Here is a 24,472-nt window from a genome sequence, read left to right on the forward strand (position 1 = left end):
TATTGCAACACCATTGCTGTCCCATAAATCAGACATAAAAAAGGCTTGAATCTCAACAAGTTGCTACAATGGATGTGCGACCAAACACTGTAAAAACAGGGAGATTCAAGCCTTGGCACATCATAACACGGTATTTTCTCAATTGTTGAAACTGGTATCGAGACATGAATTTGAAACCCTCGCCAAACAGCACCACGAGGGTCAAAAGTTGCGCAGAATGTCGCGCTGGTCTCAGTTCGTTGCGCTGAGCTTGGCACAACTTTCTGGCCGATCCAGCTTGCGCGATATCGTCAGTAATCTGTCTGCTCAAGCAGCCCGGCTTTACCACCTCGGCGCCGGCAATGTGACGAGAAGCACCCTTTCCCGCGTCAACGAAAGTCAGCCCTATACGCTTTACGAAGCGCTGTTTCATAAGCTGCTTTCCCGCTGCCACGGCGTCGCACCAAAGCATGGATTTCGTTTCGGGAATAAGCTGTATTCGCTCGACTCCACCACTATTGACCTGTGCCTTTCCGTGTTTCCCTGGGCAAAATTCCGCCGCACCAAAGGAGCGGTAAAAGTGCATATTGGCCTTGATCATGATGGGCTCCTTCCCAGCTTCGTCAGCATTACCGATGGGAAAAAGCACGATGTCACTATCGGTCGCGTTCTTGAATTCCCTGCCGATAGCATTGTGGTCATGGATCGCGCCTATACTGATTATTCATGGTTTAACGCCCTGAATGATAAAGGAATTTTCTTTGTTACCCGGCAAAAGCGTAATGCCACGTACCGTATTATTGAACGCCGCGAAATCATTAAATCCAAAGGCCTGACCTGTGATCAGACCATTGTCATCACCGGCACTAAGGCAAAGGCTTGCCCTGTTCCTTTGCGCCGGATTGGTTTCCGTGATCCTGATACCGGTAAGCACTATGCGTTTCTGACCAATAACTTCCACCTTGCCGCCAAGACCATTGCCGATATCTACAAATCCCGCTGGCAGATCGAATTGTTCTTCAAATGCATCAAGCAAAACCTGAAAATAAAATCCTTTGTCGGCACTTCCAAGAATGCCGTCATGACCCAGATTTGGATCGCTATGTGTGCCTATCTACTGCTGGCCTGGATTAAGTTCAGCAGCCAAATTGATCGCAGCCTGCAGCAAATGATTCGCCTCCTACAGCTCAATTTATTTGAGCGCAGAGAGTTGCTGCCTTTGCTGAGAGGTGATCCTCCAGAGCAACTTAACAACACCATTCATCCGCAGCTCTGCTTGCTATGAATATTTGTGGGACAGCAATGTTGCAACACATTTCCCCGTTTCCTTTCTCTATTATTAGTTTTGGTATTTCCAGTAGATCTACAGCTATATCCTCCCTCGAGTTAGGTCATGCACAGCTTCGCTATCGACCGTGCATGACTGAAGCCCGGAGCCGAAGTACTTTTATTCCTGCCGGTAGGCGGCAAAACTTTGGGTTAGGATTTTTCCCTCTGCGACGACAAAGGTGTCCGTGCCCAGGGGAAACAAGCCGGGTATCGACCAAAGCAGGTAGGCGGCGTCGCCGTTATAGTCCTCGCGAAGCACCTCTAACATAGCGAGGCTTCCCTCAGGTAATTCACTCAGAAACGCCGTGAATAAACTACTAAGGTCGGCCAAGCCCTGAACCGGTCCGTCGGGGGTGAAGACAATGGAGTTATCACTGTAATCTTGCAGAATGTCGCTCACATCACCCGACAGCAACGCGGCCAGGTGATGCTCGACTACGACCTTTGTCGATCTGTTTTCCAATACCATCACCACAGCCTCAATCCAAACCCACAACCAAGGAGGCCACGGTAGTCAGCGTACCGCCCACGTTAACGGTCATTGCATTTTTGGCGCCTTCGATCTGGTAATCCCCCGCCTGACCGGTTACCTGCTTGTAGCAATCCAATGCCATCCGCACACCGGTGCAGCCGATGGGGTGCCCCGCGCCCAACAAGCCGCCACTGGGGTTGATAGGCAATGAACCATCCCGGGTTATTACCCCCTCCTCGATAGCCTGCCAGGCACAACCGGGCTCCAGCAGGCCGGTGTGGTCCAGTATCATGTACTCAGAGATATTGAAACAGTCGTGCACTTCCAGGGTATCGACGTCGGTGATTTTGCCGAAACCGGCCCGATTCAGGGACTGTTGGATAGTGTGGTGCAGATGGGGCATGTAATAGGGGCTGTCACTGCGCTTGTTGATTTCCCGTTTTACGTCCAGCTCGGTGGGCATAGTGCTATGACCAAAGCCTTTGATACGGGGAATACTGCTCAATGGAATTCCCCGGCGCTTGGCGTAATCCCGGGCGTAATCCTCACTGGCCAAAAAGAGAAACGCAGCGCCATCGGCGGTGCGACAGGTGTCGTGCTTGCGGAACTCATCCATCGACAAAGGATTGACCTGTTCATCTTCCATAAAGCACTGGGGCGTGGTCTGGTAGTTGCGACCGCGGGCATTGGGGTTGCGTTTGGCATTGTCCAAATTAATCCGGGTGATCTCACCCAGGTGCTGATAATCAACCCCATAGAGCGCTCGATAATCTTTGAGAAACTCACTAAACAAATACGGCCATACCCAGTGGCCCTCTTTGCGCTCACTGGGCCAGGCATGGCTGCCGATGGCCTGATCTACGGTAGCAAATTCCTTTAGATTGGCGGTATCGACCCCCATTACTTCGACACCACTGGCACAGACCAGGTCGTAGTGCCCCGCGCCGATATCGGACAGCGCCCCCAACAGGGCCATACTGCCCGAGGCACAGGCGGCCTCGTGGCGACTGGCGGGCATACCGGCCAGACGATGATCGGCCATGCCGAAGAATCCCCCCATCTGGGCATAGCCGGTCAGCACGTCACCGGAGGCATTGCCCACATGGCCGCGCTGTACCTCTTCCGGCGCAATGTGGCAGGTCTCCAGCGCAATACCGAGAGTTTCCTGAAACAGGTCAAACACAGTATGTCCTTCACCGTGCATATCGCGTTCAAAATCGGATTGGGCACCGCCCAATAAATACACTGCTTTCGACATCGTCGTTACTCCTCAACTAAGAAAGGTGGGCGGCTAGAGACCCACCCAGGTATTGGAATGCATGACACCGCCGTCAATAATGAGGGAGGCGCCGTTGATATAGCTGGCTTTGTCGGAACTGAGAAAGATCACCGCATTGGCGATATCCGCCGGCTCACCGATGCGCTTACAGGGAATCTCAGCCGCCAGATACGCGCGCAGCTCATCCAGATCCATATCTTCAAACCCGCTTAGAATGGCCGTGTCGATCACCCCGGGCAGAATCGCATTTGCCCGCAGCCAAGGCAGGTCCTTAACCAGGTGGTAGGTAAATTTTTCCAGCGCGGCTTTTGCGGTGGAGTATAGAAAGTGATTGGCCCACTCCATGCGTGCCGCCACCGAGGCAATATTGACGATATTGGGGGCGGCGCTGCGTTGCAGGTTTTCCCGGAAGTACTTGACCATAAACATCGGTGCACGGGTATTGATGTGAAAGTGCCAGTCAAAATCCTCAGCGCTAAAGTCGTAGTCGGCAAACTTCCCGACCCCAGCGTTATTCACCAGCACATCGAGGGTCAGATCTGCTAAGTCTCGCTGCAGCGTGGCGATTGCCTGTTCGTCGCCCAAATCACACTCGGCAATCCGCAGGCTGTTACCCAGCTCGCTCTGCAGCCGTGACAGACCCGACAAAGAGCGATCCACAGCGACCACGGTATCTCCCTGAGCCACAAATTGCCGGCAGGTTTGCGCACCGATGCCTCCGGCGGCACCGGTTACCAATACGGTTTTTCCTTCAAGCTCCATTGCGGTATCCACCTCTAGTATTTGTAGCTGACGTCTATGCCGATACTGCGGCGGTCGCCATAAAACTCGGAGACAAAGCCGAAGTTGCCCCGCAGATCGGTGCTGTCGACGATGTATTCCTCATCAGTAAGGTTCCGCCCCCACAGCGCTAGCTGCCACTTGCGATTGGGAGAGTCCGCCGCAAAGCGTGCGCCCCACAATCCGTGGCTGCGCAGTGAGCTGACTTCCTCATCTTCAAAGGCATTGAAATAGCGCTTATCGGTATAGGAATAGTCGACACTGGCCTTAACATCCCATTCCTTCACTGTGCCGATGTCGTAGGCGAGGCTGGCGTTCACGTTGTACTCCGGAGAACCGGGCATGGAGTTCCCCGACAAATCGCCCCCCACCGAGGAGGTAAAATCCTTGTACTCGGTTTTTAAATAGCCAAGGCCGAGGTTGGCAGACAGCTTGGCGGTGAGCAGCGCTTGAAGTTCAAGCTCGGCGCCGTACATCTTGGCATCGGCAGCGTTCTCCAGCGCAAATACCACGGGGGTCGTTGGGGTACTACCCGAGACGTAGGTATAAACCTGCAACTCGGAGTAGTCGTAGAAGAACAGCGCCCCGTTGGCCCGCAAGCGTTTGTCAAAGAAGGTCGATTTGGACCCCACTTCAAAGGCGGTCAGGTATTCCGGGTCGACGGTGGTGACTTCGTTGGGATCAAAAAAGGAACCGAGATTGAAGCCGCCGGACTTAAAGCCCCGGGAAATACTGCCGTATATCAACACATCGTCATTGGGCTGATAGTCCACAGCCAGGCGCCCGGAAATGGCGTCCCAGCTTTCAGACAGTTTTTCTTCAGGCACCAACGCGATGGGGTCGCCATTGGCTTGATCATTGAAATAGTTGGGTACCAGATCACTGCGTACCGTGGCGTCCTTATCTTCGTAGGTGTAGCGAAGCCCGGCGGTCACCTGCCACTCGGGGCTAAAGCGGTAATTCAACTCGGAATAAATAGCGTAAGTGCTGGTGTCGCGAATCGAGTAACCTACTGTCGGCAGCTGAGATTCGGGAGGCGCATCGCCAAACAGGTTTGCCTCGGTCAGGTTCTCCAGCTCTTCGGTCAATAAAAATAACCCGGCAACGATGCTGGTGTTCTCGCCAATGTCACCACTGACATTGACCTCTTGGGTGAATTGCTCACCGTCGGTGTTAAAGCAGATTTCATCCAGCGAGGTGGGGCTGTGGTCAATATCACCACAATAATCGGTTTGCGCTTTTTCGAAAGCCGTAATCGACTTTAAGGTGGCGCCGCTGATATCCCATGTGGCAGTCAGGCTCAGTCCGTGGGTGTCGCCGTAATGTTGCGACTTGCCATTAAAGTTCAATCGCTCTGTGTCGTTGGGGTGGGGATCGGCGTAACCAAAGACATTGGTTTCCCGTGGCTTACCCTGTTTAAAGTCGCTTCGATCAACTGCACCGTGAATATTGAGCCACAGCTCTAGACTGTCAGTGGCTTGGAAATCAAATAGCGCCCGAATGGCATGATTTTCCTCGGCGTTGGCATCCTTGCCATTAAAGTCGTTCTCTCTGTCACCGTCATTGGCGCTACTAATGGCGGCTACTCGAGCGTTAACGTTAGTGCTTAAGGCACCGCTAACATAGGTCTCTATATCTCTCTGGTAATAGCTCCCTACACTGGCGCGCACACCAGCCTCAAATTCATCACTGGGCTTGTTTGAGTAAAAGGCAATGGCACCACCGGTGGTATTGCGACCAAACAATGTGCCCTGCGGGCCCCGCAATACCTCAATGCGCTGCACATCAAACAACTGCGCAGTCTGGGAGCCGGTTAGCCCCATCACCACTTCGTCCACATACAGGCTCACTGGGCTGACCGTAGTCGCATTAAAGTCGTTATTGCCCACGCCGCGAATAAAGATATTGGGCTGACCACCAAAAGTTTTTATTTCCAGGTTTGGTGTCTTCTCGTCAATACTGAGGGTATCGCTCAAGCCCATCTCTAATACATCATTGCCGGCAAAGGCGGTGATGGAAATGGGGACATCTTGAAGGCTTTCGGATTTTTTCCTGGCCGTGACCACCACCTCCTCGATTTGCCTAATCTTTTCCACCTCCGCTTGCCCACGGCTGGGGGCGGCGGAAAATGCAATCAGCGCGGATAGAAGTAAACCGCACTTCCAGTGAACCGAATTGTTTTTCATCATCGTGCTACGCTCTTAGAATTATTGGAGGCACTCACCCTATTGGTGAGTCTCAACAGCGAGCTTACCCAGGGCATGGAGGCGTATCTTTAAATATAGAGAAGTGGGATTGGGATTTTTGCGCAGCGGAATCCGAGTTCAAGCAGCTTAGCCCTCGGCAAGCCCAGCTTGACAAGGCACGAGGCCAATGTTAGAAAATTTTTAAAAATTATAAGTTTAGGAGCCTATCGTGACACCGGACATCGATTGGAAAGCCAGGTCCTCACCGAAACCGGGAGTTTTCAACAGTTTTAGTCAGATGCTCAGTCAAGTGCACACCGGCTGGAACTTTGAAAGCGTAGACGACAAAGTGACCAGTGACCGGGAACTGTTGGCCTACGTCAAAAAATACAGCCTTGGTGACAGCTACCTGACCGATATCCTGGCGCTGCCAATGAGTGGATGCCGAGAGGGAAAACTTCACGATGCTGACTACCTTGTGGTTTCTTATGTCGTTGAAGGCAACGATTACAGCCTGGATGTCTATGGCCATCACTATGCCCTAAAGCGCGGCAACGTCTTTATCTGGAATACTTCTCAAGAGATTTTCTTCCGATCCGGTGAGATGGTGCGCCAGCTGTCAGTCTTTATACCGATGAATGCGGCCTTCAACCTGGGCAAGCTTGTTTCTCCCGACACAATATTTGTACTGGATAAAAGTGAAGCGATTTCCAATATCCTGCGTTCCACAATCCTGACCCTACGAAAGAACGCTCACAATACCTGTATTAGTGATGAGCCTTTTATTGTTAACCCCATATTGGAGCTGACCAAGGCGGGAGTTAGCAAAGCCCGTGCGTTTCGTTTTGAGAAAAAGCGCAGCAGTGAACAGCTGCTGGATGAAATCCGTGACTATGTCAGGAACAACTTGTTTGATAGCGATTTGTCAGTGGCAACGATTTCACACGCGTTAGGCGTCAGTAAACGCTACATCCATCAGATCTTCTCTCACGAGGCAGAAAGTCTATCTCGCTGGATCGCCCGGCAGCGCCTGGAGCAGGCGGCAAAATACCTCCAGGACAGCAAATACCGAGATATCTCGATTACCGATATTGCGATGATGACGGGATTTAATGACAGTGGTTATTTTAGCCGCCAGTTCCGCCAACACTACGGCATGAGCCCCAAGCACTACCGGCAATCGGCCATCCACTAATCGGCGCCTAGCTCCTTCACCAATTTTGCCATGGCCTCACGCATAGCCAGGTGAAAGCGGCCAATGGCGCGCATTCGCGTGGCCGCTTTGCCCTTTGCAACAGCACCGGCCCGTTCTACTAATAAATCGCCAAACTCCCCCAGCAGCTCGCTTTTTGCGGTCATCAGTCCGGCACTGCCGTCGCATACCACATAGCGAAAGCGCTTACTGCCCTTCTGCGCTTGCCGCCGAATCACCATGTGCCCTTCCAGCACTCGCGCCGCAACACTGGCTGAGCTTTTGCTCACATCCAAGCCCTGGGCAATTTCGTCCAGGCTTTGTGGCTCGCCGCTTAGGAGCAAATAGGCATAGATGCGAGCCGACATGTGCGGCATGCCCCAAGGCACCAACAGTGCGCAGACATCATCGAGGAATCGCTGTTGAACATCAGTGTTGTGTTTTTTTGCTATATTCGGCATATTTCGAATATTCTATATTTTCTTATCGCTGTCAAGCGTGCGGCAAAACAGCCATAACACCGAACGCCTATGCAACAAACAGAACAAAGGACGCAACCCATGTCAGAACACGATCTACTGGACCTTGAAGGCCAGGTGGCTTTCGTCACTGGCGCCGGCCAGGGCGCCGGTCGCGCTATCGCCCACATTTTGGCGCAACACAATGCTGGGGGCATTGCCGTCAACGACTTTGTTATAGAGCGCGCCGAAACGGTAGCCGAAGAAATTCGTCAACTCGGTATCCCGGCGGCAGCGGTGCAGGCCGATGTAGGCGACTATCAGTCTGTCGCCACCGCCATGGACGACGCCAGGGCGCAGCTGGGCCCCATCACACTGCTGGTCAACAACGCCGGCAACGCCGGGCCCAATAGTCAGATGGGTTTATCTCCCCTGTTCTGGGAAACCGAGCCCGACGACTGGGCACCCTTCTTCCACACCAATCTCTTTGGCGTGATGAACTGCTGTCACCGGGCCATGCAAGATATGGTGGACGCCGGGCGGGGCCGTATTGTCACTATTATTTCCGACTCAGGGCGGGTCGGCGAAGCAAGACTCGCTGCATATGGTGCTGCTAAAGCAGGCGCCGCCGGCCTAATGCGCTCACTGGCCAAGGAAGGCGGCCGCTATGGCATCACAGCCAACTGCATTTCCCTGTCGACACTGGAACCTCAGATGGATGAGCAGCAACTGGAAGCCTTCTACGCTAACGACCGAATTAAATCACAGTTGTCACGCTATACGCTGCGACGCTTTGGTCAGGCCAGTGACGTCGCCAACATGGTGTTGTTTTTATGCTCCGGTGCCGCCAGCTGGATAACCGGCCAAACCTATCCCGTCAACGGCGGCTACACTGTTACTCAGTAAGAGCTGGTCAGCCAATAAAGCCGTCGGCCAATAAAAACCCAGCAAGCTCCGCTATAGCCAATATACGAGGCAAAATCATGATTACCTCAGCAGAGATGCACAATAAAACCGCGATCATCACTGGCGCCGCCGCCGGCCTGGGCCGTGCGACCGCACTGAAATTGGCTGCCGCCGGAGCCAATCTGAGCCTGGTCGACATCGATGCCCAGGGCTTGGCCGAAACGGCGCAACTCGCCCGGGTTCATGGCGCGACGGCACTGGAGCAGGTACAGGATCTCAGCCGCCCTGAAACAGCGCGGACCATTGTCGACAATACTATCGCGCAATTTTCTCGAATCGATGCTCTCTGTAATGTCGCCGCAGTCTTCCTCCCCCGCCACACAGCGCAAATGAGTGACGACGACTGGGACCTGACCCTGGCGGTAAATCTCAGTGCGCCTTTTAAGTTGATACGCCAGTCCCTGCCATACCTACTGGACGCTGAGGGAGCCATTGTTAACGTCACCTCCTGTGCCGCTTTTATGGGGCAGGGCTATCTGGCCGCCTATTCCGCCACCAAAGCCGCACTTAACCAGCTCACCAAATCCCTGGCCATGGAGTTTATGCACCAACCGATTCGCATCAACGCGGTAGCACCCGGCGGTATGCAAACGTCACTTGCAGCCGGTCTGCGGCACCTGGAGAACCCTGACCCCAGTATTCTCGGGCGCATATCACCACTGCGCGGTTTAGTGGATATCGACGAGGTGGCGGCAATGGTGGCCTATTTAGCTTCTGACACCGCAAGCGGCTACCACGGCGCCTGCATCAGCATCGACAACGGCATCACTGCTGGCTAATTCCGTACTTATTGTGGAGAGAATCGATGAATAGGGACCGAGAACAACAACTGGATACGCTGTTGGCCAAAGAAGAGATCCGCGAACTGGCATTGCTCTACAGCCGCGGTGTCGATCGCAAAGACCCTGAGCTGCTGCGGGATTTGTACACGACGGATGCGACTGATACCCACGGTCACACCTTTGATGGCGGCGCCGAGGCCTACGTAGATTTCCTTGAGCAGGCCTTTCCCTTTATGGCCTACAGCGGCCACCATATCTGTAATCACTTGATTTCCGTCGATGGCGACATCGGTGAGGGCGAAGTATACGCCCTGGCCTACCACCATCTTCCCGACGGCAATGGTGGCTGGATGGAGGATTTTATGGCGGTACGTTATATCGACAACTATCGTCGTGATAGCGACGACCGCTGGCGCTTCAGCAAACGCGTAGTCACTTACGACCTGTCGATACGCCGGCCGCTGGGCGAAGATGCGATCAAGGGGCTGCCCGACCTTGCTAAAGATCCGAGCTACACAGCGCTGACGCTCTCAGTGTTTGCACGCGGTAAGCGCGGCTAAACATTGTCGTCAAACAAAAAGGGAGACCTAAGTCCCCCTTTGCTATACCTAGCCAGGAATTAAGCCCCCAGCAAGTCATCTGTAATTGCCCTACACCGATGCTTAGAAGCTAGCTCGCAGGGTAATACCGAAAGTACGGGGCGCCGATACATAGGCGTTAAAGTCGGTATCGCCTTGCAGTGGTGAAGTGAAGTGCTGGGTCACATAGCGCTCGTCAGTAAGGTTTTGCACCCATACGCTGGCACTCCAACCGCGAGTTTCAGAACGAACACCGGCATTCACATCGAACGTGGTTTCCGCATCCCGCTGTAGATTACCCACCGCATTGGTATATTGCTCACCAGAGTACATGGCAGCAAGTCGGCCAAACATCGACAGCTCTGCCGTCAAAGGCTGATCGACCGTCAGACCGATGTTACCCGCAAACTCCGGGGCTTGCGCAAATTCTCGACCGGCCAGCACACCCAGTGATGCGTCGTCGCCAAACTCTGACTCCGCCAACCAAGTGACATCGATATCCAGCGACAACCAGTTGTTGATCAGGAACTGACTCTCTACCTCAGCACCGTACACCTTGGCATCTGCGGCATTGATAACACTAAAGGCCAGACCGCTGAACAGGGCAACCTGCAGGTCACTGATATCGTTATAGAACACCGCAAAGTTAGCGCGAGCGCGGCGATCCAGGAACTCGGTCTTCAAGCCCAACTCGTAGCCGTCAATCAGCTCAGAATCATAGCGAGGGTCGTTGGGTACACAGTCACCAAAGTTTGCACAGGATGGCTCATTGGGGTTATCCCCCACGCTACCGGCACCGGAGTTGTCCACGTTCACACCACCGGATTTGTAACCGCGGCTATAAGAAGCATATGCCATGGTGTCGTCACTGACATGATAGCGCAGCGCCAACTGGCCGGTAACGGCGGAGTCGTCAAAGTCGGTGTCGTAGAGCGGCCCGGGTTGTACACCCAAAGCCCGGAAGGCAGCATTAGGCGCAGGATTAAAGAACACCCGTTGCAGTGCCCCTGACTTTTCATCCTTGGAGTAGCGTAAGCCCAGCGCCAGCCCCAAACGGTCGCTCACATCAAAGTTCCAGTGCATAAAGGCGGCGTAGGACTGAGAGTCCGCCGGCATTTTATGGTGGGCCCACAAACCTTCGGAGGCATCAAAGGAGCCCGCCGGCGCACCCTGCTGCTGGGCGAGTACGTCAAAGAATGCTTGAGCCTGATTGCCCCACAACAACTGGTGGTTAGCGAAGATATCCTCGTCCGCCAGGTAGGCACCCACTACGTAGTCGGCAGCAATAAAGGGACCAAAGCTGCCAACATCCCCAGAGATGGTAAGTTCTTGGGACAGTACTTCGGTTTCCAAGGATTCATTGATGGTAAGGATATTGGCACCGTGGAAGTCAGCATCCATACCAATCTGTTCAATTTCCCAGTTGCGATAGGCCGTTACCGATTTGAGCAGCGCGCCCATGGGCATATCCCACTCGGCTATCAGCACAATACCTTCATCGGTAATGGTTTGATCGGTGTCGTTACTGAGCACCTGCTCGTAGTCGTCGAAGTTATCCGATGGCAGTTTCTTGTTATTGGCTTGGGTGAATTGATTAAACAATGGCTTAAATGGGCCATCGACAACATCCATTTGGCCGTAGCAGCAGTTGGTTTCCGATTCCGACCAGTCGGCAATCACTCGAAACGACAGAGTATCGCTTGGCTCAAACAGCCACTGGGCTTTAAGCGCGCGCGGAGCCTTTTCGTTGTAATCACCACCGTTGGGGTCTTCGATAAAGCCGTCTTGCTCGGCCCACAGTCCGGCAACACGCACCGCACTGCGCTCACCCACGGGCATGTTATAGGCGCCGCGTACCAGGGTTTTGTTGTAGTTGCCGACGGTCAGCTCGACATTGCCCTCTGGTCCTGACAGCGAGGGCATGGTGGAGTTAATCAGCAGCGCACCGGCTGAAGTATTCTTACCAAACAGAGTACCTTGAGGACCACGCAGTACCTGCAGGCTTTCCATGTCCAGCCAGTTCTGCATTGCCTGGCCGGCACGAGTCCGGTACACGCCATCGATAAAGACGCCCACCGCACCCTCAAAAGAGCGGTTGTTACCCACGGTACCGATACCGCGAATAAAGATATTGGCACTGTTGGCCGCAGAGTTTGTCACGTCAAATTTAATACTGGGAGAGATCGCCTGAATGTTGCCAATGCTATCCACCTGAGCCAGCGCCATATCCTCGGAGCTAGCCGCAGTCACCGCAACAGGTACGTCTTGCATGCTTTCGCTACGACGCTGAGCCGTAACTACAACTTCTTCGATTTGACGAACGGCTTTATCACCCTCAGAAACCTGGGCTACTGCAGATCCGGAAAAAGCGACAGCCAAGGCAAGGGCCCGTTTCATGGGAAATCGATACTTCATATATCCATCCTCGGGTTATTGTTATACCAAACGCCAGCACTTTGTCGCATCTCAACAAAAGGCGATTGGTCCGCTGCGACAAAAACAGCATGAGGGCGCCATCGACATGGCTACAGGCATAAAAAAGCCGGCGGGGATAATCCCTCACCGGCAAAAAAACCTGGGTCTTCAGTTTGCGGCCCCAGCTAACTACCGGGGCCGCAAGGATGTGACATAGTTCAGTAGTGCTTAGAACATGCCTCGGATGGTTAAACCATAAGTGCGTGGCGCCGACACAAAACCGTTGTAGTCGTAATCGTCACCCACGTTTTGCAGGGGGCTGTTGAAATGCTGGGTCACGTAGCGTTCATCAGTACAGTTCTGACACCACACATTCACCGACAAGCCGGTTGAGAAGGAAGACACACCCAAAGTCAGAGCCAGCTCAGTCTGGGCATCGCGCTTCTGGTTGTTGGCGGGGTTGGTGAACTGCTCGCCAGAATAGTAAGCGGCAATACGACCACGCAGTGACAAGTCATTGCTGATCGGCTGATCCATGGTCAGTGACAGGTTGCCCACTAACTCCGGCGCCTGAGCAAAATCACGACCAGACAGAGAAGCCGGTGTGCCCAGCGCCTCGGCGGTCAGGTCATCAGACTCACCAAACTCGGCCTTTGGCAGATAGGTCACATCCATACCCAAGGTCAATGCGTCAGTCAGCACAAATTGGTTCTCCATTTCCGCGCCGTATACCGTCGCCTCAGGAGAGTTAAGAATGCTGAATGCCAGGCCGTCAAAGTTGGCTACTTGCAGGTCAGTCAAATCGTTGTAGAACAACGCAAAGTTGCTCCGCGCGCGGCCGTTCATGTAGTCGGTTTTCAGACCCAATTCGTAGCCTTCCACATACTCAGAATCGTAGTTGGGGCTATTGGGGGTGCAATCGCCGTTGACAGCACAAGTGGGTTCTTCTGGGTTATCGCCTACGCTACCCGCCGCCTGGTTATCCAGGTTCACGCCGCCGGATTTGTAACCCAAACTGTAGGATGCATAGCCCATTGTGTCGTCGTTAAACTGGTATTGCAGTGCGAACTGACCACTAACCGCTGAGTCGGTGTACTCGTCGTCGTACTCCGGACCTGGCTGTGCTCCCAACAAACGGAAGGGTTCGATCGGGTTTGAGGTAAAGAAGCGACGGCGCATCATACCGGTCTTTTCATCACGAGAATAACGAATACCCGCTGTCGCGCTCAGGGCACTGGTCAAATCAAAGTTCCAATGCATAAATGCCGCATAGGACTTACCCGTGCCTTGCATATTGATATCGGAAACCAGGCCCTCTTGGGCCAGCGGCAGTGCACCCACAGGGATACCCAGGTCACCGAGAAGCTGGGTAACACTGGCGGCAGCCAACGCGGCTTCTACCGGCACACCCTGTGCGGCCAAGGCATAAATCTGTAGATATTCAGTCGCCTGATCACCCCACACCAGCTGATGGTCAGCATTGATGTCTTCATCAGCAAAGTAAATGCCCATCACATAATCGGCATACTGGAAGGGGCCAAAGTCATGCAGCTCACCAGAGAAAGTGAACTCCTGCGAAAACACTTCGGTATCCAAGGATTCGTTAATGCCGAGAACGTTAGCGCCGCTAAAGTCAGCATCCATACCGTCCTGGGAGATTCCCCAGCGACGCATAGAAGTCACAGAGCTGAGGGTGCCACCCGATTCCAGGTGCCAGTCAACATTCAGCTGAATCCCCTCATCCTTCACATACTGGTCAGTTTCGTTACTTAGAACCTGTTCATAGTCCTCAAACTTCGCAGAGGGAAGCTGTTTGCCGTTATCGAGAATGAGTTGATCAATGTAGGGCTGCATCGGGCCATCGACCACATCCAACTGACCGTAACAGCAGTTGGCTTCCTCTTCGGACCAGTCGGCGATAAGCCGCATGGTCAAGCTTTCATTGGGTTCAAAAAGATATTGGAATTTAAACGCCCGGGGCGCGCCGTCATTATAGTTGCCGCCGTTGGGATCTTCGATAAAGCCGTCTTTCTCACCCCACAGGCCGGCGATACGAATGGCACTGCTGTCGCTGAGCGGCGCGTTCAGAGCCGCTTTAACTAGCTGCTTGTCGTAGTTGCCAATAGTGTATTCAAAGCTGCCCTCTACCGCGTCAAAGCTGGGCATGGTGCTGTTGATGATCAAGGCACCGGCAGAGGTGTTTTTACCAAACAGTGTGCCCTGAGGACCGCGCAACACCTGCAGGCTCTCGACATCCAGCCAGTTCTGCATCGCCTGACCGGCGCGGGTGCGGTATACGCCGTCGAAGAAGACACCTACCGCACCTTCGAAGGAGCGGTTATTGCCCACGGTACCGATACCGCGAATAAAGATGTTGGCACTGTTGGCGGCGGAGTTGGTGACATCAAATTTGATGCTGGGGGAGATCGCCTGAATGTTGCCAATGCTATCGACCTGGGCGTAGGCCATGTCTTCGGCGGTGGCGGCGGTAACCGCAACCGGTACATCCTGCATGCTTTCACTACGGCGCTGGGCCGTGACCACTACCTCTTCGAGGGTACGACTTCCCTCTTGTTGCGCTAACAGTGACGGCGACCATGCTAACGCCGAAACTGCCCCGGCCAATACGCCGATTTTCTGCTTCAAGCCCATCTGTAGAAAACCTCCAAATTTGATTGCGGTGCGGATGTTACGCCCACAACAACACTTATCTCAGCCACTATTGTGCCGCAAGCGCGTCAAGGTAAATTGGCGGGGACTGCCAGTTTTTGTTTACTGGTACCGCAGCGCAGGATCGGACTCGCACCATTGAATGAGGTGCTCAACAAACAACCTCACTTTAGGGGACAGGTGGCGGTTGCTGGGGTAGACCGCCCAGATCGCGGTGTCAGCGGGCTGAAACGCCTCCATTACCGACTGCAACCGCCCGGCCTGAACATCCTCTCGCACGTAAAAGGACGGTAATTGTACCAAGCCCAGACCGCGCTTGGCCGCCTCCAGTAAGGCATGACCGTTGTTGCTCCGCCAGCGCCCCTCTAACTTAACGTCAGTGTGATGGCCGGCGCTATCCCGAAAGCGCCAAGTCGGCAGCGAGCCGATGAGACAACTGTGATGCTTAAGGGCCGGGATGGAATCCGGCACCCCATAGCGCGCCAGGTAGTCCCGGCTACCGCAGATCTTAAGGGGCCGCCCGGCAATACGCCGGGCGATCAGCGACGAATCCTTGAGCACACCAGAGCGTATGGCCAGATCATAGCCCTCCTCCACCAGGTCCACATTGCGGTTGGTAAAATCCAGATGCACGTCCAGGTGGTGATGCTGCTGCATAAAGTGGGTCGCCGCCGGGGCCACATAGCGTTCACCAAAGGCCCCCGCCACGGTTACCCGCAGGGTGCCGCGAGGGGTGTCCTGCAAGTCGATCACCGCCTGCTCCGCCTCCTCCATTTGCACCAGCACACCTCGACAGCGCTGGTAGTAGGCGCGACCGGTCTCAGTCAGGGCCAGGCGGCGAGTGGTGCGATTGAGCAATTGCGTGCCAAGGCGATTTTCCAACTCTGACACCCGCCGGCTGACGTGGGACTTGGACACCCCCAGCACCTCAGCGGCAGCAGAAAAGCTCCCCACATCAACGACTTGCACAAAGGCTTCCACAGCCTCCCAGCGCTTCAATGGCCTTCCCTCCACATAATTGTTTTCACACAACAACAATGAGTTGTAATTTTCATCGATTATACATCTATCAGCATTAGTTACACTGGCGGCCACACTAGGAGTATTCAGGAGACGCACAATGAGAACCAAAGCCGCTGTTGCCCTGGAGGCGGGTAAGCCTCTGGAAATCATGGAAGTGAACCTTGAGGGCCCCAAAGCCGGGGAAGTGCTGATCGAGGTCAAGGCCTCCGGCGTCTGCCACACTGACGAATTTACCCGCTCAGGGGCAGACCCCGAGGGCCTGTTCCCCAGTATTCTCGGCCACGAAGGCGCGGGCGTGGTGCTGGAGGTGGGCGACGGTGTCACCACCCTTAAGCCCGGCGATCATGTTATTCCTCTGTACACCCCAGAGTGCCGGCAGTGCCATGCCTGCCTGAGCGGTAAAACCAACCTCTGTACCGCCATTCGCGGCACCCAGGGCCAGGGCTTGATGCCGGACGGCACCACCCGCTTCTCGATGCTGGACGGCACCCCCATCTATCACTACATGGGCTGTTCTACGTTTGCCAATCACACAGTAATGCCGGAAATTGCCCTGGCCAAAGTGCGAGATGACGCCCCCTTCGACAAAATCTGCTACATCGGCTGCGGCGTGACCACTGGCATTGGCGCGGTAATCAACACCGCTGGCGTCGAGATCGGCTCCACCGCCGCCGTGTTCGGCCTGGGCGGCATTGGTCTCAACGTTATTCAAGGGCTCCGCATGGCCGGTGCCGATATGATTATTGGCGTCGACTTGAACTCTGACAAGGCAAAGATGGCCCGCAAGTTCGGCATGACTCACTTCGTCAATCCTTCCGAGCTGTCCGGCACCGTCACTGAAGCCATTATCGAGCTGACCAAAACCGAGAAGGACCAATTTGGTGGTGTCGACTACTCCTTTGACGCCACCGGCAACGTCAATGTAATGCGGGATGCCCTGGAGTGCTCTCACCGCGGCTGGGGTGTGTCGGTCATTATCGGTGTCGCTCCCGCCGGCGCAGAAATCAGCACCCGTCCCTTCCAGCTGGTCACCGGACGCGTTTGGAAAGGCACTGCCTTCGGTGGCGCCAAAGGCCGCACCGATGTGCCCAAGTTTGTCGACTGGTATATGGATGGCAAGATCGACATCGACCCCATGATCACCCATACCATGCCACTGGAAGACATCAACAAGGCCATTGACCTGATGCACAACGGCGAGAGCATTCGCTCGGTGATACTCTATTAATCCCAACACAGCGGAGGACGCTATGGAAAAGATTGCCGACAATCGCTGTTTCGGTGGCCAGCAGCAACGCTACCGCCACCGCTCTGAAGTGCTGGATTGCGACATGACTTTCGCGATCTTTTTGCCGCCCCAGGCCGAGCAAGGCCCGGTGCCAGTGCTGTATTGGCTGTCTGGCCTAACCTGCACCGATGAAAATTTTGTCCAGAAGGCCGGCGCCCAGCGGGTCGCCGCCGAACTGGGGCTGGCCATTGTCGCCCCCGACACCAGCCCCCGAGGCGAGGGTGTGCCCGACGACCCGGAGGGTGCCTATGACTTTGGGCTGGGTGCAGGTTTTTACGTCAATGCCACCGAGTCGCCCTGGTCGAGCCACTACCGGATGGAGGATTACATTCGCCACGAATTGCCGACCCAGGTGGCCGAGGCCTTCCCGGTAGACAGCACCCGCTGTGGTATTTTCGGTCACTCCATGGGCGGGCATGGTGCCCTGACCCTGGCACTGAAAAACCCCGCCACCTTCCAGTCGGTCTCGGCCTTTGCTCCTATTGTGGCGCCCACCCAGTGCCCCTGGGGAGAGAAGGCCCTGAGTCGCTACCTGGGAGAAAACCGGGAACACTGGCGGGCCTACGACAGCTGCGAGCTGATCAAAACGGTCGATGATTTACCGGCGGCCATATTGGTGGACCAAGGCCAGGACGATCAGTTTTTGGAAGCACAACTCAAGCCAGAGCTATTGGTTGAAGCCTGTCGGCAGCGGGGCGCCAAGCTCGACCTGCGCATGCAGCCCGGCTACGACCACAGTTACTTTTTCATCGCCACATTTATGGATGAGCATCTGCGCTTCCACGCCAAGCAGTTGGCGCGTTGAATGCAATCGCGCTAAGTGCACAAGCGCGGGCGGGTAAGGCTTAGCCCGCTACAGAGCGCGGCGTCCCAGGACTAACACCCCGGGGCGCCCTCATTTACCGTGCTTGTATTCTTTTTGGTAGCCGTCCTGTCCCTGTTGCTGGAGGGTGTTAATCAACTGCTCCATGCGTTTTTGTGACTCCTCGCTCTGGGCCTTGGCGTGAGCCAGCCGCGCCTCGTCGGGCTGGGCATTCAAATCCGGCTCCCGCATCCGCGCCAACTCCTCCGGCGAAATACCGCACAGGCTGACCACCTCGTCGTCGATATCCACATCCTGAAAATCCCGCACTGTTACGGTGAACTCAATCCATACGTTTTCAGGTGCCAGCATGTAGGCGGATTGACAGAAATCGTGATCGATTAAATCAGAGATATTGTAGCCGTGGCGCCGCACCCGCTCGATCAGCGCCTGCAAGTCCTCAAGGCTTTCCATATTGAAGGCAATATGTTGAGTCACCCCGGCGGGAACCATGGCCACGGTATGAGGTACGTGGGAAACTCCCATCACCGCCTCTTTGTCTTTAATCGAGGGGTGAAACACAAAGGTCATGCAATTGGCGGGGCTCATCTCCATAAAAGCATGGTAGGCCCCGGGAATGCCGTGCATCCAAAACAGCGCTTTAAGCTTCATCCCGATCACCTCGGTATAAAAGCTCAACTGCTCCTTCATATCGGAGGTGCAATAGGCAATGTGGTTAATACCTGTGGCAGTAGACATCGCTGTTTCCCTCTTATTAATCCAGCACTTATTCGTCTTTCGTCCAGTGGCAATCTTAGTCGCCCAGCTGGAATAATGTAAAGAACATTGACTAATTGTAGTGCTGAGCCGCAGAGAGTACAAGGCGGCGCCATGGCAGACTCACAGGCGGCCAACGGGGAGAGCCATCATCGGAGGGGGTTTTAGGGAGTGGAAACTGCCAAGCGCCCGCCGGCGCGCTCAAAAGCCAGCGCCGGCGGGGCATCATTGCTTAGGCATGACTGTATTTGGCGGAGTCGGTGACAAAGTCAGCTTTGCCATAACGCCCCAGCAAGGTGTGCACCCGGGCGATCAAACGGCGCTCGGACCAGGCCGACAACCCGGGCGTCCGCCGCAGCACTTTGTAAGTGGCCTTTTTCATCACGATCAGCAGCAGAGCGGCAAAGGCCGCCAGCCAATCGCTAAGAGAAAGCTCAACGCCGATCGACCGCGCCTTATCGGCATCTCCGGCGCAGAAATTTTTCAACAAAAAGAGTTTAGAGAAACCCTGCTCCAGGCGATTCTCTACCGCGCCCCACAGGCTGGGATTGCGCCGCAAATCCGCCGCCATTGTTTGGCGAATCAGCTCACCGCAGGTGGCATCATCAAAGCCGTGCCGGATAGTGGCACTGCGGGTCAGCCACAGCTTCATAATCCCTTCCGGAGTCTCGGCCAGCAAATCCTCGGGTAACCCCAACAGGTAGCAGCGGTAGCGCGCCAGCTCCAGTATCGCCCGCTCCTCGGCATTAAATTCTGTGCGCCCCTGCTTGAGCACTTTCTGGGACAGAATAAACACGCCGATCAAGCCGGCCGGCATTTGATCCACCTGGGGAATGGGGATGCCATAGGTTTTAAAGTCCCACTTATCGGACGACATGGCGTGAAAGCGCACCATGGAATGCATCAGCCGAACTTTTGCCGCGGCCTTAAAGCCTTCACCGTAACGCCCCAAGGCACCCGGCAAGGTTGAGGTGGTAAAAAACGACGCGGTTTCAAAGACGCGCTTCGCCGCCAGACGCCCAGACAGAGCGCCGGTCATCGCCATTGGCAGCGCAGTGTATTTGTTCAGAAAGGTTGCAAAAAAAGCGCCGCGTATGGCGAAGGGGAACAGTGTCGCCGCGTTAATCCGCTCCTCCTTTGCGCCCTGCTCCACCAACGCCATATCCAACCAGTCCGGTGTTTTCTCCATATGACGTATAAAGTCCACCAGCTCCTGAGGCGGGTTTTGAAGTGCCTCGATGCCTTTATCGCAAGCCTCTTCCAACATCCCGATCAGTGCCTGCAGACCGTACTGGGGAATCAGCGCAGCGTAGGCATCCGCCACCCCATCGCCGGTCATGGTGTAGGCTTTGATCAGCTCTACCGTGTCCTCATCTGCCAACAAGGCCTGGCGACGGTCGGCAAAGCGACCGTTGATGAGAGAGCTCTCCACCGACAAATCCTTGGTAAAACGCTCTGGAACCAGACTGAAATCCGCGTTGCGGTAGATCGCCGGCACCGCCTCTTTTTGCGCCAATACAGAATCCGGGTAAATACTCATGCTCTTGATGTCCTATCGTTAACTCGCAGCAGACGCCGTCGCTGCTATCGCAGCAACAGGCCACCATCAACCACCAAACTTTGGCCGGTAATGTAGCCCACGTCCGGGCTCGCTAAAAACAGCACCGCCTTGGCCACCTCCTCGGGCTTACCCCAACGCTTGGCCGGAATCGTCCGCAGGATGGCCTTGCTGCGTTCCTCATCCTCTCTAACCCAGTCGAGGATGCGGGTATCGATATAACCCGGTGCCACAACATTGACCCGAATCCCCGAGGTGGCCCACTGGTCGGCAATGGCGCGACTCAGACCCAACATCCCCGCCTTGGTTGCGGTATAGGCGGGCTGCTTGCGCAGCGCAATAAAACTGGCTGAGGAACCAACATTGACGATGGCGCCGCCACTGGTCTCCAGCAAGGGACGAAAACCATAGCACAGGTGAGTCGCCGCATTCAGATTGACCTCCATCGTCTCCAAATACTGCTCGTAGTCGTACTCATTGCTTCCCGCACGGCCCGCGTTATTCACCAGCACATCGAGACGATCAAAGTGGGCAATCAATGCCTCCCGCGCGGATTTATCCTGCAGTTGAACGGCGTGATAGATAAAGTCAGAGAGATCGTCCTGATAGTCTGCCGCCGAAGCGCGGGTACCGGTAATGTGTACCGTTGCGCCGGCATCGGCAAAGGCCCGGGCGATGGCGTAACCAATGCCCTGACTGCCGCCGGTCACCAAAACCACGGCGTGTGTAAAATCGAAAGTGATCATTTGCATCCACTTATGCTGCCCAGACAAACCCCGCGTCAGAACTTGAACGCCTTAGCATCAAGCACCTGCCGCCACGGGTAAAAACTATTGTAAGAGCGGGATAATACGGAAGATAGCGGATACACGAGGTTATGGCGCAGCGAGACGTCGCGCGGCACCTAAATAACAAAATGCGGAGATCTGCATTAACACCTGCACGGCTGCAAGGGCAGCATTGGTGCTAATTACATCGATGGCACAGGCAAATGGGCTGTGGGAAAATACTCGCCAATCAGCGACACTTTTTCCAATACTTTTTCATATCGATGTTTACAGCGCGCCTCGCCCACGGCCCGCTTTTTCTAAGCGGCAATTCCCTCTATCAAAAAGCTTATTTTCCTGCTTATTATCGACAAACCATAACAGAAAAATATAACGATAATGAGTGGTCGTCATCGAACAACTTGCAAGTAGTAAGACTTAATTGATATAAATTCATTAAAAGCTCGATACAACAAATTAAAACAATAAGAAGACAATAATTATGATATCAAGCAAGAAGAGTGTTCCCTGTTCGGCTCTGTCAGTCGCTATCGTCACCCTCACTGCATCACTGTTTTACGGCACGGCGCACGCCCAGTCCTCTCCCCCTTCAAATCCACCAAACGGCGACGCCAGCACAGACAAAAAGCCCGCCAGGCGCGCCGTACTCGAGGAGGTGATGGTCACGGCTCGGCGGCGGGAGGAAAGCCTGCAAACCGCACCTGTCGCGGTATCGGCACTGAGCGGTGAAGATATGCGTCAGCGGGGGATTGCCAATACCAGCGAACTCACCAAGAGCGTACCCAGCCTTGAGATCAGCCAGGGGCGAGCCAGTCAGATATACATTCGCGGCGTCGGGCAACGCTCGGGCTTTGCCAGGGTAGATCCCACCGTTGGCGTCTATCTCGATGACCTCTTTATCCCCCGCTCGGACAGCCAGCTGCTGGACACCATGGATATTGTCAATGTGCAGGTGCTGCGCGGCCCCCAAGGCACCTTGTTTGGCAAGAACACCACTGGCGGTGCGATGGTACTGACCCTAGCCAAACCCGGGGATACTCAGGAAGGCTACGTAGATATCACCGCCGGTAATTATGATACCCACACCTTTAGAGCGGCGTTCACCCAACCCATTAGCGACGATTTTTCCGTCCGCCTTGCCTTCAACAGTCGCCGGCGCGACGGCTTTACCGAAGAGGTCGTGACCGGCCAGAAAGGCGGCTCGGTGGATCGTATGGCGGCGGCATTGCAGACCCGCTGGCACGCCAGTGATGACCTCACTCTGGATACGCTACTGTTTGTCAGCGACCGGGACGATACCCTCGAACACAATAACTGTCGGATCAATAACGACCAGGCGCTATTCCTAGAGGGTTTGTATGTTATGTGGCCCGGTGATACCGACCCCAGCCAACCGCGGGCCTACCGGGAGAATTGTGAGTCCAACTCCCGGCAACGGCTCGGTGATTTAAAGAGCAATGTCGGCCCTCACCCCAACCTCAACTGGGATCAACAACAAGCACTTTTTGGCACTACGGTGGAGTGGGCATACAGCCCCAGCCATCAGGTAAAAGCGGTCTTCGGCGCGCGCAAATCCAAGAAAGGCCGGGTCATCACCAGTGATCAGGACGGCGGCCCCGGCAACTGGTCCGAATCTCACAACCACGGCGACAGCGACCAACAATCAGTAAGCGCCGAGCTGCAATTCAGCGGCGGCCTCTTTGAGGAGCGACTTCGCTACACCGGTGGCCTGTTCTACATGCAGGAGGACAACTTCGAGCCCTTTACCCTGGTCTCGGGCTTCGGTGGGCTGGACTTGCAAACCGTGGGCGAACTGGCCGCCGGGCAGGAACCCAGCCGCCCGGTGCCCGGCGGCACCGTGGCCTTCGTCGGCGCGGTGACCGGTAACCCTATTCAAGAGAACGAGTTCGACCTGGAAAATAAAACCTTTGCGGCCTACGTGCAAAGCTCTTTCGATATTACCCCGGTACTTGAGCTGACACTGGGCGTGCGCTGGACCTCAGAGACCCGCAAATCCGATTTGGTACTCACCCAGGCCGATACCGCCGCCATTGAGGCGCGGATGCAAAACGCTGGCTTGGTGGGGGCCTGTGTCGGATTTGCCCTACCCGGGGTATGCCAGGCCAATATGACCTGGGCCTCAGACCCGGTCGGTCAGGTCGCGGCACTGTTTCCCGATGAAGACGGCGACGGTATCGACGACTTCCCCATGAGCGATGTGCCTTTCCTGGATCAGTCAGAAGAGAAGACCTTCTCTAAGGTTACGCCCATGGCCTCACTGTCTTACACCGTGCCCAACCTGGGCGATGGCTTTTTCTCCAGCGTCACTCTCTACACCACCTACAGCGACGGTTTTAAATCCGGCTTCTTTGAGCCCCGGGTGCAAGATGGCCTGCAGAAGGTCGAACCTGAAGAAGTGAAGAATTTGGAATTTGGCTACAAGATCGAAATCCTCGATCACACCATGCGGATCAATGGCGCCATCTACGCCATGGAGTTTACCAACCAGCAGCTGATACAAGTGCAAACCGATTCCGCCGACAACCTGGCAGTAGTGTTTGATAATGCAGGTAACTCAGAGATTGAAGGCGCGGAGCTGGAAATTTTGTGGATTCCCTCACCCAACCTGCTGCTTAACCTGGCGGCAAGCTATAACGATTACTCCTTTACCGAGTTTAGCGACCGAGACCTGTTGCAAGCTTCATTGGGTAACAATGTCACCGTGGATCGCACCGACGAACCCTTCCCGGTTTCGCCAGAAGAGACTTTCTCACTGGGTATGCAGTATATCTTTGACACTCCTCTCGGGCTGATCACGCCCCGTATTGATGCCTCCTACAAAAGCGAGGTTTATCTTGGCCTGGATCGCGGCGCCTTTGAGGCCTACCAGCGCAACCCCGACCTGGCTGGCGACGATGCCAAAACCCTGATCGATTTACGCCTCAGCTGGTCCACTCAAGATTACAAAACCTCAGTGGCGGCCTTTGTCAAAAATGCCACCGACGAACGCTACCTCCCTGGCGCCGCCTCGGTCGGCTCCTCTCTGGGTACCTTTTTCAGCTTCTATGGTGAGCCGCGTACCTATGGGGTTGAGCTTAGGCAAGAATTTTAAGCACAGCCTGAAACCCGAGCGGATTGGGGATACACAAA

Annotated in this window: 19 protein-coding genes; 8 read left to right on the plus strand and 11 right to left on the minus strand. The window is 55.0% G+C overall.

What is annotated here, in order from left to right; all coding sequences use genetic code 11:
* The first annotated feature begins 112 nt into the window (after positions 1–112).
* Positions 113–1,264, plus strand: coding sequence for an IS4 family transposase (locus I6N98_RS16665; RefSeq protein WP_163696818.1), 1,152 nt, complete (start codon positions 113–115; stop codon positions 1,262–1,264).
* Between the two features lie 162 nt (positions 1,265–1,426).
* On the opposite strand, the gene I6N98_RS16670 is transcribed toward I6N98_RS16665, so the two are convergent.
* The 4 genes from I6N98_RS16670 to I6N98_RS16685 are packed head-to-tail and all read right to left on the minus strand — an operon-like array spanning position 1,427 to position 6,028.
* Positions 1,427–1,771, minus strand: coding sequence for a nuclear transport factor 2 family protein (locus tag I6N98_RS16670; RefSeq protein ID WP_198569451.1), 345 nt, complete (start codon positions 1,769–1,771; stop codon positions 1,427–1,429).
* Positions 1,772–1,787: 16 nt separating this feature from the next.
* Entirely contained in the window at positions 1,788–3,038 is a 1,251-nt protein-coding gene (locus tag I6N98_RS16675; protein WP_198569452.1) for an acetyl-CoA acetyltransferase, read from the minus strand.
* 33 nt (positions 3,039–3,071) lie between these two features.
* A complete protein-coding gene (locus I6N98_RS16680; RefSeq protein WP_198569453.1) occupies positions 3,072–3,821 on the minus strand; it encodes an SDR family NAD(P)-dependent oxidoreductase in 750 nt (249 codons plus the stop codon).
* A gap of 14 nt (positions 3,822–3,835) precedes the next feature.
* On the minus strand, positions 3,836–6,028 hold the full coding sequence (locus I6N98_RS16685; protein WP_198569454.1) for a TonB-dependent receptor: 2,193 nt from the start codon (positions 6,026–6,028) through the stop codon (positions 3,836–3,838).
* 226 nt (positions 6,029–6,254) lie between these two features.
* On the opposite strand from I6N98_RS16685, the gene I6N98_RS16690 reads away from it, so the two are divergent.
* A complete protein-coding gene (locus tag I6N98_RS16690) occupies positions 6,255–7,220 on the plus strand; it encodes a helix-turn-helix transcriptional regulator (RefSeq protein ID WP_198569455.1) in 966 nt (321 codons plus the stop codon).
* On the opposite strand, the gene I6N98_RS16695 is transcribed toward I6N98_RS16690, so the two are convergent.
* The gene (locus I6N98_RS16695; RefSeq protein ID WP_198569456.1) at positions 7,217–7,678 is read right to left on the minus strand and encodes a GbsR/MarR family transcriptional regulator; all 462 of its coding nucleotides are present in this window, start codon (positions 7,676–7,678) and stop codon (positions 7,217–7,219) included. The two genes, I6N98_RS16690 and I6N98_RS16695, sit on opposite strands and share 4 nt — an antisense overlap.
* A 99-nt stretch (positions 7,679–7,777) precedes the next feature.
* On the opposite strand from I6N98_RS16695, the gene I6N98_RS16700 reads away from it, so the two are divergent.
* The 3 genes from I6N98_RS16700 (at position 7,778) to I6N98_RS16710 (ending at position 9,983) form a co-directional block, all read left to right on the plus strand.
* Positions 7,778–8,581, plus strand: coding sequence for an SDR family NAD(P)-dependent oxidoreductase (locus tag I6N98_RS16700; RefSeq protein WP_198569457.1), 804 nt, complete (start codon positions 7,778–7,780; stop codon positions 8,579–8,581).
* Between the two features lie 77 nt (positions 8,582–8,658).
* Positions 8,659–9,420: an SDR family NAD(P)-dependent oxidoreductase gene (locus I6N98_RS16705; RefSeq protein WP_198569458.1), complete on the plus strand. Its 762-nt coding sequence runs from the start codon at positions 8,659–8,661 to the stop codon at positions 9,418–9,420.
* A 26-nt stretch (positions 9,421–9,446) separates the two neighbouring features.
* Positions 9,447–9,983: a nuclear transport factor 2 family protein gene (locus I6N98_RS16710; RefSeq protein WP_198569459.1), complete on the plus strand. Its 537-nt coding sequence runs from the start codon at positions 9,447–9,449 to the stop codon at positions 9,981–9,983.
* A 102-nt stretch (positions 9,984–10,085) separates the two neighbouring features.
* Here the strand turns inward: I6N98_RS16710 and I6N98_RS16715 are convergent, their stop codons facing one another.
* The 3 genes from I6N98_RS16715 to I6N98_RS16725 all read right to left on the minus strand — a co-directional run bounded on the left by I6N98_RS16715 (position 10,086) and on the right by I6N98_RS16725 (position 16,085).
* Positions 10,086–12,416, minus strand: a complete 2,331-nt coding sequence (locus I6N98_RS16715; RefSeq protein ID WP_198569460.1) for a TonB-dependent receptor — start codon at positions 12,414–12,416, stop codon at positions 10,086–10,088.
* Positions 12,417–12,644: 228 nt separating this feature from the next.
* Positions 12,645–15,068 (minus strand): TonB-dependent receptor, encoded by a 2,424-nt coding sequence (locus I6N98_RS16720; RefSeq protein WP_198569461.1) that lies wholly within the window; start codon positions 15,066–15,068, stop codon positions 12,645–12,647.
* A gap of 120 nt (positions 15,069–15,188) precedes the next feature.
* Entirely contained in the window at positions 15,189–16,085 is an 897-nt protein-coding gene (locus I6N98_RS16725) for a LysR family transcriptional regulator (RefSeq protein ID WP_232787385.1), read from the minus strand.
* 121 nt (positions 16,086–16,206) lie between these two features.
* Between I6N98_RS16725 and I6N98_RS16730 the strand changes: the two genes are divergently transcribed.
* Together I6N98_RS16730 and fghA are read left to right on the plus strand one after the other, a co-directional pair.
* On the plus strand, positions 16,207–17,337 hold the full coding sequence (locus tag I6N98_RS16730) for an S-(hydroxymethyl)glutathione dehydrogenase/class III alcohol dehydrogenase (RefSeq protein ID WP_198569463.1): 1,131 nt from the start codon (positions 16,207–16,209) through the stop codon (positions 17,335–17,337).
* 22 nt (positions 17,338–17,359) lie between these two features.
* The gene (gene fghA / locus I6N98_RS16735; protein WP_198569464.1) at positions 17,360–18,202 is read left to right on the plus strand and encodes an S-formylglutathione hydrolase; all 843 of its coding nucleotides are present in this window, start codon (positions 17,360–17,362) and stop codon (positions 18,200–18,202) included.
* 90 nt (positions 18,203–18,292) lie between these two features.
* Here fghA and I6N98_RS16740 read toward each other — a convergent pair whose 3' ends face one another.
* The 3 genes from I6N98_RS16740 to I6N98_RS16750 form a co-directional block, all read right to left on the minus strand.
* Positions 18,293–18,958, minus strand: coding sequence for a VOC family protein (locus tag I6N98_RS16740; protein ID WP_198569465.1), 666 nt, complete (start codon positions 18,956–18,958; stop codon positions 18,293–18,295).
* 250 nt (positions 18,959–19,208) lie between these two features.
* Positions 19,209–20,516: an oxygenase MpaB family protein gene (locus I6N98_RS16745; protein ID WP_198569466.1), complete on the minus strand. Its 1,308-nt coding sequence runs from the start codon at positions 20,514–20,516 to the stop codon at positions 19,209–19,211.
* Positions 20,517–20,560: 44 nt separating this feature from the next.
* Positions 20,561–21,280, minus strand: a complete 720-nt coding sequence (locus tag I6N98_RS16750; RefSeq protein WP_198569467.1) for an SDR family NAD(P)-dependent oxidoreductase — start codon at positions 21,278–21,280, stop codon at positions 20,561–20,563.
* A gap of 523 nt (positions 21,281–21,803) precedes the next feature.
* Between I6N98_RS16750 and I6N98_RS16755 the strand changes: the two genes are divergently transcribed.
* Positions 21,804–24,434, plus strand: coding sequence for a TonB-dependent receptor (locus I6N98_RS16755; RefSeq protein WP_198569468.1), 2,631 nt, complete (start codon positions 21,804–21,806; stop codon positions 24,432–24,434).
* Positions 24,435–24,472: the final 38 nt, after the last annotated feature.

Source organism: Spongiibacter nanhainus (genome assembly GCF_016132545.1).
GTDB lineage: Bacteria > Pseudomonadota > Gammaproteobacteria > Pseudomonadales > Spongiibacteraceae > Spongiibacter > Spongiibacter nanhainus.

Coding starts and splice junctions, on each gene's coding strand:
- I6N98_RS16675 (WP_198569452.1), bottom strand. CDS start 3,038: ATGTCGAAAGCAGTGTATTTATTGGGCGGTGCCCAATCCGATTTTGAA.
- I6N98_RS16680 (WP_198569453.1), bottom strand. CDS start 3,821: ATGGAGCTTGAAGGAAAAACCGTATTGGTAACCGGTGCCGCCGGAGGC.
- I6N98_RS16685 (WP_198569454.1), bottom strand. CDS start 6,028: ATGATGAAAAACAATTCGGTTCACTGGAAGTGCGGTTTACTTCTATCC.
- I6N98_RS16695 (WP_198569456.1), bottom strand. CDS start 7,678: ATGCCGAATATAGCAAAAAAACACAACACTGATGTTCAACAGCGATTC.
- I6N98_RS16700 (WP_198569457.1), top strand. CDS start 7,778: ATGTCAGAACACGATCTACTGGACCTTGAAGGCCAGGTGGCTTTCGTC.
- I6N98_RS16705 (WP_198569458.1), top strand. CDS start 8,659: ATGATTACCTCAGCAGAGATGCACAATAAAACCGCGATCATCACTGGC.
- I6N98_RS16710 (WP_198569459.1), top strand. CDS start 9,447: ATGAATAGGGACCGAGAACAACAACTGGATACGCTGTTGGCCAAAGAA.
- I6N98_RS16715 (WP_198569460.1), bottom strand. CDS start 12,416: ATGAAGTATCGATTTCCCATGAAACGGGCCCTTGCCTTGGCTGTCGCT.
- I6N98_RS16720 (WP_198569461.1), bottom strand. CDS start 15,068: ATGGGCTTGAAGCAGAAAATCGGCGTATTGGCCGGGGCAGTTTCGGCG.
- I6N98_RS16730 (WP_198569463.1), top strand. CDS start 16,207: ATGAGAACCAAAGCCGCTGTTGCCCTGGAGGCGGGTAAGCCTCTGGAA.
- fghA (WP_198569464.1), top strand. CDS start 17,360: ATGGAAAAGATTGCCGACAATCGCTGTTTCGGTGGCCAGCAGCAACGC.
- I6N98_RS16740 (WP_198569465.1), bottom strand. CDS start 18,958: ATGTCTACTGCCACAGGTATTAACCACATTGCCTATTGCACCTCCGAT.
- I6N98_RS16745 (WP_198569466.1), bottom strand. CDS start 20,516: ATGAGTATTTACCCGGATTCTGTATTGGCGCAAAAAGAGGCGGTGCCG.
- I6N98_RS16750 (WP_198569467.1), bottom strand. CDS start 21,280: ATGATCACTTTCGATTTTACACACGCCGTGGTTTTGGTGACCGGCGGC.
- I6N98_RS16755 (WP_198569468.1), top strand. CDS start 21,804: ATGATATCAAGCAAGAAGAGTGTTCCCTGTTCGGCTCTGTCAGTCGCT.